The organism is Oceanobacillus alkalisoli, from assembly GCF_022213125.1.
In the GTDB taxonomy this organism is placed as follows: domain Bacteria; phylum Bacillota; class Bacilli; order Bacillales; family Amphibacillaceae; genus Oceanobacillus; species Oceanobacillus alkalisoli.
The window spans coordinates 871693-885029 of the sequence record NZ_JAKNRA010000001.1; the positions used below are offsets into that span (position 1 = coordinate 871693).

10 protein-coding genes and 1 riboswitch are annotated in these 13337 nt (G+C 43.8%); of the genes, 4 read left to right on the forward strand and 6 right to left on the reverse strand.

All coding sequences use genetic code 11. The annotated features are described in order from the left end of the window. Nucleotides 1-545 precede the first annotated feature (545 nt). Together argS and L3V42_RS03925 are read right to left on the reverse strand one after the other, a co-directional pair. On the reverse strand, nucleotides 546-2216 hold the full coding sequence (gene argS, locus L3V42_RS03920; protein ID WP_238471369.1) for an arginine--tRNA ligase: 1671 nt from the start codon (nucleotides 2214-2216) through the stop codon (nucleotides 546-548). Next, nucleotides 2213-2650 (reverse strand): YwiB family protein, encoded by a 438-nt coding sequence (locus tag L3V42_RS03925; protein WP_235761898.1) that lies wholly within the window; start codon nucleotides 2648-2650, stop codon nucleotides 2213-2215. Before L3V42_RS03925 ends, argS begins: the two co-directional genes overlap by 4 nt. Before the next feature lie 666 nt (nucleotides 2651-3316). Here L3V42_RS03925 and L3V42_RS03930 point away from each other — a divergent pair. Both L3V42_RS03930 and mgtE read left to right on the forward strand, forming a co-directional pair. Next, nucleotides 3317-5329, forward strand: coding sequence for a transglycosylase domain-containing protein (locus L3V42_RS03930; protein WP_238471370.1), 2013 nt, complete (start codon nucleotides 3317-3319; stop codon nucleotides 5327-5329). Nucleotides 5330-5389: 60 nt separating this feature from the next. Further along, nucleotides 5390-5556, forward strand: a riboswitch (M-box (ykoK) riboswitch). A 253-nt stretch (nucleotides 5557-5809) separates the two neighbouring features. Beyond that, complete coding sequence (mgtE, locus tag L3V42_RS03935) at nucleotides 5810-7171, forward strand: magnesium transporter (RefSeq protein ID WP_238471371.1); 1362 nt, start codon at nucleotides 5810-5812, stop codon at nucleotides 7169-7171. Between the two features lie 404 nt (nucleotides 7172-7575). Here mgtE and L3V42_RS03940 read toward each other — a convergent pair whose 3' ends face one another. The 3 genes from L3V42_RS03940 to L3V42_RS03950 form a co-directional block, all read right to left on the reverse strand. Then, nucleotides 7576-8088 (reverse strand): YwhD family protein, encoded by a 513-nt coding sequence (locus L3V42_RS03940; RefSeq protein WP_235761901.1) that lies wholly within the window; start codon nucleotides 8086-8088, stop codon nucleotides 7576-7578. Nucleotides 8089-8186: 98 nt separating this feature from the next. Then, the gene (locus tag L3V42_RS03945; RefSeq protein WP_235761902.1) at nucleotides 8187-8684 is read right to left on the reverse strand and encodes a YwgA family protein; all 498 of its coding nucleotides are present in this window, start codon (nucleotides 8682-8684) and stop codon (nucleotides 8187-8189) included. Then, a complete protein-coding gene (locus tag L3V42_RS03950; protein ID WP_235761903.1) occupies nucleotides 8674-9993 on the reverse strand; it encodes an HD domain-containing protein in 1320 nt (439 codons plus the stop codon). The genes L3V42_RS03945 and L3V42_RS03950 overlap by 11 nt, the downstream gene beginning before the upstream one ends. A gap of 82 nt (nucleotides 9994-10075) precedes the next feature. Between L3V42_RS03950 and L3V42_RS03955 the strand changes: the two genes are divergently transcribed. Beyond that, complete coding sequence (locus tag L3V42_RS03955) at nucleotides 10076-10918, forward strand: lipoate--protein ligase family protein (protein WP_238471372.1); 843 nt, start codon at nucleotides 10076-10078, stop codon at nucleotides 10916-10918. A gap of 335 nt (nucleotides 10919-11253) precedes the next feature. Here the strand turns inward: L3V42_RS03955 and pta are convergent, their stop codons facing one another. Further along, a complete protein-coding gene (gene pta, locus L3V42_RS03960) occupies nucleotides 11254-12231 on the reverse strand; it encodes a phosphate acetyltransferase (protein WP_238471373.1) in 978 nt (325 codons plus the stop codon). 185 nt (nucleotides 12232-12416) lie between these two features. Here pta and hemQ point away from each other — a divergent pair, with 185 nt between their 5' ends. After that, entirely contained in the window at nucleotides 12417-13166 is a 750-nt protein-coding gene (gene hemQ, locus L3V42_RS03965) for a hydrogen peroxide-dependent heme synthase (RefSeq protein ID WP_235761906.1), read from the forward strand. Nucleotides 13167-13337: the final 171 nt, after the last annotated feature.

Genomic DNA, 13337 nt, shown 5'->3' on the forward strand with positions numbered 1-13337 from the left:
AGTTTAGAGCACTAATCGCCGTTTAGTTGCCCGGGGGGACGGATACTTTCCACGGGCACGCCTCAGCCTCCTCGTAAGAAAACCGCTTCCTGCTCAGGTCTGGACACGTGCTTTTCCCGTAGGAGTCACCGTTCCCCCGGGCAACTGAACTGGTTAGATGATTCTTTAAATAGAAATTGCTCCGTCATGATAGGGAGTATACCATTTCCAGAACATTAAACAGTGATCCAAATATGGTCTTTCCTGGTAGCAGTCCAGACACCTCGAGACTCCTGCGGGAGGATAGGCCTGGCGAGACCCCTTAGTGCTCAGCGCGAGGAGGCTTGACGACCGCTCAGCAGGTGCGAGAGGTGTCTGGACTGCGGACCTCCAGTAGAAAGTTTCGGACACTTACGCTGAATGAAAGTAACCAACATCTTAATTACAAATCTATAAATGTTAATTTAACATATTTACTAACTTGTTTTATCACAAGAACAGAAAAAGAGCCAAATCAATTCCCTACACAATAGAAATTGATTTGACTCCATAGCGCCCTTTGAGCTTTACATCTTCTCCGGTGCTGTTACGCCAATCAGGTTAAGTGCGTTGGCGATGGTGATGCGGACTGCTTTCATTAAAGCGATTCTTGCAGTAGTCCGTTCTGGCGCGTCGGAATCCAGCACTTTTTCCGCGTTATAGAAACTATGGAGCTGGGCTGCGAGCTCGAACACATAATTCGTTACGCGTTGCGGTGCATGCTTCTCCGCTGCGTCAGCGATCGTTTGCGGGAAGGAACCAAGTTTCATGAGGAGCTCCTGCTCTTTCTCCGATGTAAGCTGTGCAAAGTCAAACTCCCCATCCGTATTAAACCCTCTCGTTTCCGCCTGAGAAAGCATCGTACAGATCCGGGCATGGGCATATTGCACGTAATAGACCGGGTTTTCGTTCGACTGCGAACGAGCCAGATCCATATCGAAATCAAGCTGGGAATCGTTTGAGCGGGCAACGAAGAAATAACGGGTCGCATCAATTCCAACCTCTTCCATCAGTTCACGCAAGCTCACTGCTTTTCCGGTACGTTTACTCATCCGGACCTTTTCCCCGCCTTCAAAGAGATTCACCATTTGAATGATCTTCACTTCCAGCTTGTCTGCCGGGTAACCAAGTGCCTGAATCGCGGCGTCCATACGGGCGACATAGCCGTGGTGGTCGGAACCCCAGACGTTGATGAGCTTATCAAAGCCACGATCCAATTTATTTTTATGATAGGCGATGTCTGGTGTCAAATACGTGTAGTTTCCGTCCTGTTTAATAATGACACGGTCCTTATCATCACCGAATTCAGTCGTCTTGAACCAAGTTGCCCCGTCTTCTTCGTAAACATATCCACCGTCTTTTAACTTCTCTATGGCATTTGGAATTTGCTCATCTTCATATAACGTGCGCTCCGAGAACCAATTATCGAATACAACATGGAAGTCTTTCAAGTCACGTTCAATATTGCGCAGTGAAGCTTTTAATCCATATTCCTTCATGTATTCAAAGCGTTCTTCATGCGTTTTATCCAGCCACTTATTACCGTCTTCAGCGACAATTGCTTTTGCCATATCGATGATGGCTTGACCATGATAGCCGTCTTCCGGCATCTTGACATCTTTACCGAGCTCCTGCAAATAGCGTGCCTCAACCGAGAACCCTAGCTTATCGATTTGACTGCCGGCATCGTTAATATAATATTCCCGTTCGACATGATAGCCAGCCGCTGCAAGCAAACTGCTGAGCACGTCTCCATAAGCTGCACCGCGGGCATGTCCGAGGTGAAGGTCCCCAGTCGGGTTCACCGAAACAAATTCAACCTGAACACGCTCGCCTTTTCCAGCATCACTTTTCCCGTAATTCTCCTGCTGGTTCAAGATTGTCGGGATGATTTGCTCGAGAAGATCATTTTTCATAAAAAAGTTAATAAACCCAGGTCCGGCGATTTCGATTTTTTCAATCGATGCCTCTGTCTCGTTAATCTGTTTTACAATTTCGTCTGCAATCTGCCGTGGTGCTTTCTTGGCAATCCGGGCTAGCTGCATCGCAATATTCGTCGCAAAATCACCATGGGATTTATCTTTTGGTTTCTCTAAAATAACTTCCGGAAGTTCTTCTGCGCTTGCTAACCTTGAGGCGAGCACGGCTTCCGAAATTGCCTGTTTCAGCTTCTGTTCTGTCTGTTCCAATACGTTCATTCAGGATCCTCCTCTATCATCATTAACTCTAATGTATGCTTTCGTTCGTCTTGTCCATTTAGCTTAACCGTATAATCCAGGTTCAGCCGTGCTGGTATGCCGTGCCCCAATGGCTGATACATCATCAGTTGCGTAAATGTTTCCATATGAAGGTTTCCGTGTGGGTGTTTGTAGACATTTTCCGTTATTTGACCGAGGCGGAATTGCTGATGCATCGAGATTCCACCGCTTCGTTTAATCGTCACTTTCCCTTTCTGGATGGTGACGAGGGTTGAGATTTCCACATCATCTATTTTTTCTTCAAACCTTAGCACATCCAGCTTACCTTTCCGAAAAAATACGCCGGTTGATTTTATATGATTTACTTCCTTATCCGAAGCATCCTGAATCTTCATCTTTAGTTGAATCGCAACTCGCTTTTCTGGCTCGTTCATCCTATCGCCTTTCCTTTTTGAATAATGTCCTTATTATATCGGTAAGTTGGCTAAGGTTTCAATAAAAAGCTGTGTTTTTCTTTTACCGACGCTCTGCTGGCTACTTTTTGGACATTTTCCAAGCTATGTTGGATAAACAACAGAAGGGCAAAACTATTGGTGTTCAGTGGCGTCAATCCGGTTTATCCTTGATTCATAAGGGTTTCAGAAGGATGCACAACGATTGTGCAAGAGTAAACCTGCAAGTTGTATTTGATATTCCTGGAATATAACCTGCATTGAGACGGATTAATTTCTATTCATCATAACCATCTTACCAGTTCAGTTGCCCAGTGGACGGTGACTCCTGCGGGAACAGCACGAGCCTGGAGACCCCTTAGTGCTTAGCCCGAGGAGGCTTTAGCAGTGCTTAAGGATGCGCATCCTCCACCGGGCAGGGCAACTGAACGGTGATTAGAGAGCGAACCATGAGAAAGTGCAGATCACTTACGCTGAATGAAAGGGATAGGTGTTGGGGTGTTTTTTCTAATGACACTAGGAATCAGCTAATTGTTGTAGATTGTGAAAGTTGAGTTGAAAAGTTTAAAAAAGCTGCGTTCTTCCCATACTGTGAGAAAAGCCAAGTTTAGGGAGATGGGCGTGGTGAAGAGGCGGAGGAAATTTCGGTTGCTGTGGCGGCTGGTGCGTGTTGGTTTTTATATGGTCGCTGGATTGATTCTTTGCGCAGTTGCTTTCTTAGCGTTCGTTTATCTCATAGGTCCACCCCCGATGGAAGGGGAAGAGAATACGGAGATTTTCAGCAAGAATGAGACGGTAATTGGGGTAGAGAGCGGGATGGAGAACCGGAATTGGGTCGAACTGGATGACATGTCGGAAAAAGTGACGGCAGCGACAGTTTTGATTGAGGACCATCATTTTTATGATCATCATGGTTTTGATTTCATACGGATTGGCGGAGCGATTATTAACAATATCCGGTCCGGATCACTACGGGAGGGCGCGAGTACGATCACCCAGCAGCTTGCACGGAATTTATATTTGACCCATGAAAAAACATGGATCCGTAAATTGAAGGAAGCTTATTATACGGTTCGACTTGAGATGCATTATACGAAGGATGAAATTTTAGAAGGTTATTTGAACACGATTTATTACGGGCATGGGGCTTATGGGATTGAGGCTGCGAGTGAGTATTTCTTCGGGAAAACGCAAACTAACCTCTCTTACGCGGAGGCCGCGATGCTTGTCGGGATTCCTAAAGGACCGACGTATTATTCACCTTTTAATAACGAAGAGAACGCTGAAGCACGGAAGGAACTGATTTTAAAACGTTTATGGCAGGAAAAGATAATCGATGACGCGACATATCATACAGCAATACGAGAAAATCTCGAGTACCGGACAGATAGAGATGGGGTACATGAAGAATTTGCCGGGCATTTTCAGGATATGGCGGTGAAAGAGGCAGCTAAGATTCTAGGAGTGACGGAGCAATTGATTCGCGCAGGTGGTTATGAGCTCTATACGACGATGGATGAAACCGTTCAGGAACAGGTAGAAACGGCCATGAAGGAAATTATTCCAGAAACGACGGAACTTGAGTCGGCGGTCTTCTCGGTGGATATCCATTCTGGAGGAGTCCTCGCTCTTGCTGGTGGAAGAAGCTATCAGACGAGTGAATTCAACCGGGTGCAGCATGCTTTTCGGATGCCGGGCTCTAGTTTTAAGCCATTTTTATATTACGCTGCACTGGAGAACGGCTTTACATCGCTGACAAAATTAATGAGCGAACCGACTACATTCCGGCTCGGGAATGGGAAGGTGTATGAGCCAGGAAATTTCAATCATTATTATGCATACGGACCGATTACACTCGCTGAAGCAATCGCGCTTTCTGATAATGTGTATGCTGTCCGCACGAATTTGCAGCTCGGGGTGGAACGATTCGCACAGACAGCTAAAGTTTTCGGATTTGAAAAAGAACTGCCAGCCGTCCCCTCCCTCGCCCTTGGAACCGCGTCTGTTACATTAGAGGAGCTCGTCACGGCTTACGGGATGCTTGGAAATGGCGGCAAGGAGCTTGAGACATATACGATTGAGAAAATTACAGATAAAAATGGACGAGTGCTTTACGAACGAGAAAATGAAAGCCTGCAGCAAGTGTTAAATGAACGGACAAGCTTTATTTTGACCCAGCTCCTTGCCGGTATTTTTGAACCGAAGCTGAATGGGTATATGCCAGTTACCGGAAGTACAATTTCTGACCAGCTAACAAGGATTTACGCGGGGAAGTCAGGGACGACAAAAGCGGATAACTGGATGATTGGCTATAGTCCCAGCATCGCGACTGGAGTTTGGACGGGGTATGATGACCACCGGGACATTACAGCGGTTCAGGAAACGACGTATGCGAAGGAAATTTGGGCACGTGTAATGGAAAAAGCGCATGAAGGTGAAGCACAGGAAAATTTCCCGATGCCAAATGGAGTCGTTGGCGTCCCGATTGATCTTGAGACAGGTTTACGAGCGACTCCCTATTGTGGGGAGAATCTGATGATGTATTTTGAAAAAGGGACGGAGCCAGTTGATTATTGTGAGCCAACCATTGCTCCAGAACCGGAAGATGAAAATCCTGATGACGGGTTGTTTAAAAAGTGGTTTGATCTGTTATTTGAGTAGCTGTTACGCGGGTAAGGTTGACGAATACCGAGAATACCTGTACCATTGTATGCGATGTAAATAGACCTTCGTTAGGTAAGGCTCCTGTGTTGGAGATACGCTACTGCCCAAAAATGTCCAAAGACGCCAATGGGTCAACAAGTTCCATCGACATAAGGTGGTTTTTAATGTAGCTGGATATCATTCCTATGCCACACAGTGCTAAAGCTCTACGATTGGAGGAAATTTGATAAGCTTTTTTAACTGTGTTCGTAATCGGAACTCTTCTTAATAATGCTTTTTTCAATACACCTTCTAGCCGTAGAAGGTGTATTTTTAATTTTACTTAGAAAGGATGTGGGATAGATTGGATCTTCTTCCCGAACCCAATTCGGAATCATATTGTTGCAGCATGATGGAAAAGATTAAACAATTCAGGAGTCTATTCTCACATAAAGATTTTAATACAGCAGATTGACTCCTGCCAAGGAGGAAATGATGATGGTTAAACTAACAAAAAAAACACGGGAACAATATACGAAGTTAATTTTAGATGAGTTAAATGCTGGCGAAAAGGAAATGTTTCGCAATACCTTCTTGGATTTACATCCATCCGATCAGCTTGATATTTTCGTAACATTGGACAGTGACGCCAGGAGACGATGTTATTCCTATCTTACACCAAAGGAATTTGCGGAGATTTTTGGCGGGTTAGACATATCCGACCAAAAACTCTTCTTTTTAGAGTTGGATGAAAACTATTCGATTCGGATGTTTAATCAAATGTTTACAGATGATGTTGTGAACTTTTTGACAGAAATTAACAGCGAGCGAGCGGAAGATATTTTACTGCAAATGCATGAAGAAAAAGCCGAGAAAATAAAAAGTTTGCTGTCCTATGCTCCGGAAACCGCTGGAGCGATTATGACAAAAGAACTGATCAGCATTTCCTCTACGGATACGACTGCCGATGTATTGGATATGCTCCGAAAAGAGGCACCAAGCGCCGAAAGCATTTATTATCTTTATGTAGTCGATGGGGACGGGATACTTGTAGGGGTCGTCTCTTTAAGAGACCTGATCATCGCTTCACCAAACGAGATTGTCAAAGATATGATGACGACAAGAACAGTGTCCGTTCCTGAGGATATGGATCAGGAAGATGTTGGGAGACTGATTAAGAAGTATGACTTCCTTGCTGTTCCTGTTGTTTCCAAAGATAATCATCTGCTCGGTATTGTGACATTTGATGATGTTATGGATATCCTGGAAGAAGAAGTTACCGAAGACTTTGGAGAAATTTCAGCCACTAAAGGAGCAACAGATCTGACGCTAAGTCCATTTACAGCTGCTAAAAAACGTGCACCTTGGATTATCGTGCTCATGTTCTTTGGATTAGTTACCGGGGGTGTGATCGGACAATTCGAGGAAACACTGGAAGCCGTCGTCGTGCTTGCTGCTTTTATTCCGATGATTATGGGATCTGCCGGGAATATCGGAACCCAGTCACTAGCTGTTGCCGTGCGCGGGTTAGCACTTGAAACGATCGAGGATGGCGGTTTTTGGAAAATGATCCGGCGGGAATTCAGTACCGGATTTATGATTGGAATTATTTGCATGGTGCTTATCAGCATTATGATTACTATTTTATATGGCAATTGGATGCTAGCGTTAATTGTTGGTGTTTCCATTCTTTGTACATTTGGTATTTCGGCTGTCATTGGCTCAACCATTCCGTTACTCATTAATAAGCTGAAACTTGACCCAGCAATCGCATCCGGTCCTTTCATTACAACGGTCAATGACATTGTCGGTCTTCTTATTTATTTTTCAATCGCAACCTCTATGATGGCGTATTTATAAAAAACCAACTTTCGCACCTAAAATAGGAAAGCAAATCAACCTTATTTAACATTCTAATTGTCGTTCAGTTGCCGGAGGACGGATGCGCACCCTTAGGAACTGCTAGAGCCTCCTCGGGCTGGCGCCCTGCGAAAAGCGAGAGGTGTCTGGACTGCGGACTCCCGAAAGAATGTTGCGCTAACGCTGAATGAAAATAAAGTTAATGAAATTCATTCAAGTGTAAACAAAGATAGGATTTTAGATAAAAAATAACCAACAAGCAGTGAATGTCCAGTTCAGCTACTGTTGGTTACTTTTTTGTCCTAGTAATACATAAACGTCCGTGCATACTCATTTTACAAAGTTCCACGTTAAAGTACAACTTTTTATCTTCATTTTCAATATTCGTCACAATTTGTTCACTTTTAGAGATCGAAAGCAGTTTTCAATTCATCCGACGAGTTGTTCCACATTTCTTCGTTGAAATCGATTAAGTAATCGCGCAGTAATTGCTTGGAGTGGGCATCCATATGATCAACGACAATTTTTCCTTTTAAGGATTGTTCCATATGTTTGACATGCTCCCCCATCGATTTATAGGCGCGTTTAATCTCCCTGTCCACACGGATTTCGCTTGCGGCAACTCCTCCATAATAGGTCCCCTGTTCGTTACGGTCAAGGTTCACCCACACGATCCAGTACAGCTTCCCGTTCGGCACTTCTTCTTTATTTCGAATCCATTTCACCCGGCGCTCGACATCACTGCGGGCATGCATCGCGTTCATGTCAACATATGCTTTATTTTCATTCGGGTCGACAATAACGGACGACATGTTTTCGAGGCTGATCACCCCTGCTCCATATCCACCGTGTCCATCGGTTGAGTCATCTTTAATGATCGTAAAACGATTTTTCTTTTTCTTCTGTTCATCGTCCATTTGAATAACTCCCTTCCTGATATTTTTGATTTGGCACGTGGGGTCAGAGCATCTGCCCCACTTCCGGGTGGGACAAGTGCTCTGACCCCACAATCCAGTCACGTGCTGCGTATTTGTTTGATGAATTGGTAGGCTTCGGTTATTTCTGCTTCGGTGAAGTTTTGTTTTGGTTTCATTTTATGCAGTTTTTCGATTTGCTCGCATTTTTCCAGGTGTTCAAAGTAAAGGATGGTCGAGACAAGTTCGAGAAATCTGGAGCTACGTGATTGCAGCAGTTCCGTTTTATCTGTCATGTCCGGCATATCAAGGGTAAATTGTTCAAGAAAACCTTCGCCCGCTCGTGTGACATTGTAATGATATTGGAAATAATTTGCTTTATCTTCCCGTGTCTCCTCTATAAATCCAAGATTACAAAGCTCTTCCACCCGTAAGGTCAGCTCTTCAGAGTATGGTCCATAGAAATGGAATTGATATTTCTCTTCGAATGGGACCGCAGATTTTTGTAAAATATAAATCATTTTTTGCAATTTTTTCCGCCCCGTAATCCCACCTGTCACGCGAAAAAAGTGAATCAGTTTTGCATGATTAATCAACATTACTAGTCTCTCCCTGCCCATAAAGAATTTCCATAATTGCTTCTTTAACCCGCCTATCTGCCAGGCCCTTCAGCAAGTCTCCGGGGAAATATAATTTATGATCGGTCCGTTTTTTCCCTGATATGGATTCAACAATATCGGAATGCCGGGATAATTCCTTCAAATCCCCATTTGGCATCTGCAAGTGGATCGGCAATCGTTCTTCCTCTTCCCCCGGCCGGTAAAAATCATACGGTAAATCAGAGGAGGAATCGACGACTAAATAATATTCCGGATCAATACCAGCCTGCTTGAATAGTGTGATGAGTTCCAGGTAGTCATTCATTTGTAAATTCGGGTTGAATTCCACATATTTAAACAGCCTGCGATTCATGAATCGCTCGCAGAGATCGCTTAATATAGCATCCTCTTCCTCCTGCCAGAGATGGAAATAATATTGGACGATGGTTTCATCAAGCTTCACATAATCTGCCAGCGTTACATTTTCCTCGAAAAAGGAAATAAAATGAGTCGGTTCCAGCTTGAAGTCATAATCCGGATCTTGGTATAGTGCTTTTGCCCGCTGGAAGATTTTTGATAAAATCACCTCAGCACTGCGGGTTACCGGATGAAAGTATACTTGCCAGTACATCTGGTAGCGGCTCATGATATAATCTTCCACCGCATGCATCCCCGTCGATTTGATTACAACTTGGTCCTCAATCGGCCGCATAACACGGAGAATCCGTTCCATATCAAAATGACCGTAGCTCACTCCAGTATAATAAGCATCCCGCTGCAGATAATCCATTCGATCCGCATCAATCTGACTGGATATCAAGCTGACAACAAGTTGGTCTTCATATGTTTTCCCAATAACATCGGCAACACGACCAGGAAAGTCAGGGGCCACCCGCCGCAAAACTTCATTTACCTTTGTTTTCCCCACAATGATTGCTTGTGTAAAATCCTCGTGATCCAGTCTGAAAACCTTCTCAAAGGAATGGGAAAACGGACCGTGACCTAAGTCATGAAGCAATGCTGCAGAAAGGCAAAGCAGACGCTCCTCATTATTCCAATGCTCGCGGTCTTTGAAATTATTCAGGATCCGCCGGACGATTTCATAGACCCCGAGAGAATGGTTAAAACGACTATGTTCCGCTCCGTGAAACGTCAGATTGGTCGTACCAAGCTGCTTGATGCGACGCAACCGCTGGAATTCGGGAGTAGCGATTAAATCCCAGATGACGCGATCCTGAACATGAACATATCGGTGGACCGGATCTTTAAAAACCTTCTCCTCTGATAACTTTTCATCTTTATATGCCAAATTTTCCACCCGTTTCTTTTCGGTCATTGTTCAATCTATTATATAATAGATTCGTACAGGAAAAAAGGATAAGGAGATAACGATGAAAAATTGGGATAAAATTATAAGTTATAATACATTTCGCTATATCGATCATACCAGACTTAAGGAGTTTCATGGGGAACCGAATACCGCGATTACTTCTTTTGCGATTGATGACGCGATTGCAACGTCGGTAAGTGAGAAAGAGTCTCCCCCTGCAATTCGACTGTGGGCACACCCGAAAACAATTGTACTAGGGATCCCGGACGGCAGGCTCCCTTTTATTGATGAAGGTGTTACTTATTTACAAAACTTAGGATATCACGTGATGATCCGGAATTCCGGCGGGCTTGCAGTGGCGCTTGATGAGCACGTGCTGAATCTATCCCTTGTCATTCCCGATGTAAAGCATGTTTCCATTCATGATGCGTATGATGCGATGTTTCAGTTTGTCCAGCATATGTTCCGCGATTTGACGGCAAATATCGAAGCTTTTGAGATTGTTGGTTCATATTGTCCAGGGGATTATGATTTAAGTATTGCTGGCAGAAAATTCGCCGGCATTTCCCAGCGCCGGATTAAGGATGCTGCCGCCATTCAGATTTATTTGGATGTAAGTGGCAATAGTAAAGAGCGGGCACGTCATATTCAGGAGTTTTACAAGTTGAGTAAGAAGCATGAAAAAACGACATTCGTCTATCCTGAGGTGAAGCCAGAAGTGATGGGATCCCTTTCCGATCTCTTGGGTTATCCGCTGACGGTCGAGGATGTAAAGCAGCGGACTTATGATGCTTTAAAAGAATTGAGCGGAGAAATCATTACGACCGCGTTTTCCGAAATGGAAAAAGAAACGTTTGTAAAAAGGTATGAGCAAATGTTAAAACGGAATGAACGGATTAATTAAAGCGGTATCGGAAGTGGACGAGTAGTTTATAAACTACCGGGTGAACTTGGGCTACGGCCGGTTGGGCGATAAGAGGACTGATAAACGACCGAGGGAGCGGAAGTAAGAGAAATTCCGGGAAATAAGAAAATACCCTAACTCCGATTCAACATCCTTCACCCTTCACTCATAAAATTAAAGAAGTAAAAAGCAGTGAACCACCACCTGGTCCACTGCTTTTTTTTATAAACTATAACATCAACCAAAGTGACCGATCTATTCAAACGAATAAATAAATTGGAGTAAAGACATGTCTAGATTCAAGCGGAACAACGCCTCTGACCCCCTGTACCAGTTTATTCGTTCAGTGCTTGGGCGGCGGTGATGATTGCTAGTTTGTAGACGTCTTCTGTGCTGCAGCCGCGGGACAGGTCGTTCACTGGTTGGTTTAATCCTTGCAGGATCGGTCCTACCGCTTCGAAGTTACCGAGACGTTCTGCGATTTTGTAGCCGATGTTTCCAGCTTCAAGACTTGGGAACACGAAAACATTTGCGTCCCCTTTGATTTCGGAATCCGGGGCTTTTTTCGCTGCAACACTTGGTACAAAGGCTGCATCGAATTGGAACTCACCATCAATTACGAGCTCTGGGTTATTTTCTTTCGCTATCGTAAGTGCATCAGCTACACGCTCTGTTTCTTCTGATTTTGCCGATCCTTTTGTGGAGAAACTTAGCATTGCTACACGTGGATCAATTCCGAAGAGATCTGCTGTAGCTGCACTTTCTGCGGCGATTTCTGCAAGATCGTTTGCGTCAGGTGCAATATTGATCGCACAGTCGGCAAATACATATTTTTCCTCATTTCGGACCATAATGAATACACCGGAAGTTTTCTTCACTCCAGGTTTCGTTTTAATGACTTGTAATGCAGGGCGCACCGTGTCTGATGTGGAATGAACCGCTCCACTTACAAGGCCGTCTGCTTCTCCCTGATACACAAGCATCGTGCCGAAATAGTTCTCGGTCTGTAAAATTTCTCTTGCACTTTCCGGAGTAGCTTTACCTTTACGGCGTTCGACAAAAGCATCCACCATCGCGTCGAATCCTGAATAATTCGTTGGGTCAACAATCTTACACCCGCTAATATTAAGAGATAAAGATGCTGCCTTGTCTTGAATCGCAGTTTCTTCCCCGATCAGTATCGGTGTGATAACACCATCACCTGCAAGCTTCGATGCTGCTTCAAGAACACGCTCATCCAAGCTTTCCGGGAATACAATTTTTTTATTTGCAGCTGTTACTTTTGGTTTTAACTGTTCGAATATATCGCTCATTTTATTGCCTCCATTAAAAATGACTTTAACTTCATTTTACGCGATTCAACTAGATATTAAAAGAAATAACCATTGGGGGTGCGAGATTTTTGACAAAGTAATGACAGAGACGTTCCCAGGTGAATCAACATTCGCAAGTATGCTATAGTAAGACCAGAATTCATTAATTTAAGGGAGAGATCATAATGGCTGAAGCAGTAGTAACCATGGATGGTTGGTGCAAGTTACATGATACACGTACATTTGATTGGCCGACATGGAAATTAACATCAGAAGAAGAACGAAACGCAGCAATTCAAGAATTTCAAGAATTAATGAAGAAATGGGATGCTGTTGAAGCAGATAAAGCAGGCAGTCAATCCGTTTATAAAGTGATTGGAAACAAAGCAGATTTACTCTTTATTTTCCTGCGTCCGACAATGGATGAATTGGAAGAAATTAAACGTGATATCAATAGATCAAGATTAGGGGATTTCCTTATCCCGAGTCATTCGTATGTATCCATCGTTGAAATGACGATGCATAATCCGATGGAGGAAGGGAAAGACCGGGAGCTATCCCCTCAAGTAGAAGCAAGACTGAAGCCAATTTTACCGAAATGGGAATATGCTTGTTTCTATCCGATGAATCGCCGCCGCGAACAGCATGCGAACTGGTTTGAAATTTCAAAAGCAGAGCGTACTCGTTTGCTTTATGAGCATGGAATGACAGGTCGGAAGTATGCTGGAAAAGTGAAGGAGATTATTAGCGGCTCCATTGGACTTGATGAGTGGGAATGGTGTGTGACGTTGTTTGCACATGACCCGTTACAGTTCAAAAAAATTGTTTATGAAATGCGTTTTGATGAAGTAACAACGAAATACGGCGAATTTGGTGATTTTATCATCGGTGCTTACTTGCCGAATGAAGATTTCGCAGCATATTTTAGTTTATAAGATGTTTCAAAAAGTCCGGGACTTAAAAAAGTTCCGGGCTTTTTTGTCATCATTTTGCCCAACTTACATACATATAATTAGTGAATATTCATCCCGATCGTTACAGAAATGAGGTAAGTGTTGTCCGACTGTTTATTAATCTTGTTTTATAAGATGAGGAGGTTTTTCAAA

Bases quoted from the DNA above. Each gene is read 5' to 3' on its own strand.
- argS (WP_238471369.1), bottom strand. From the start codon at position 2,216: ATGAACGTATTGGAACAGACAGAACAGAAGCTGAAACAGGCAATTTCG.
- L3V42_RS03925 (WP_235761898.1), bottom strand. From the start codon at position 2,650: ATGAACGAGCCAGAAAAGCGAGTTGCGATTCAACTAAAGATGAAGATT.
- mgtE (WP_238471371.1), top strand. From the start codon at position 5,810: ATGGTTAAACTAACAAAAAAAACACGGGAACAATATACGAAGTTAATT.
- L3V42_RS03940 (WP_235761901.1), bottom strand. From the start codon at position 8,088: ATGGACGATGAACAGAAGAAAAAGAAAAATCGTTTTACGATCATTAAA.
- L3V42_RS03945 (WP_235761902.1), bottom strand. From the start codon at position 8,684: ATGTTGATTAATCATGCAAAACTGATTCACTTTTTTCGCGTGACAGGT.
- L3V42_RS03955 (WP_238471372.1), top strand. From the start codon at position 10,076: ATGAAAAATTGGGATAAAATTATAAGTTATAATACATTTCGCTATATC.
- pta (WP_238471373.1), bottom strand. From the start codon at position 12,231: ATGAGCGATATATTCGAACAGTTAAAACCAAAAGTAACAGCTGCAAAT.
- hemQ (WP_235761906.1), top strand. From the start codon at position 12,417: ATGGCTGAAGCAGTAGTAACCATGGATGGTTGGTGCAAGTTACATGAT.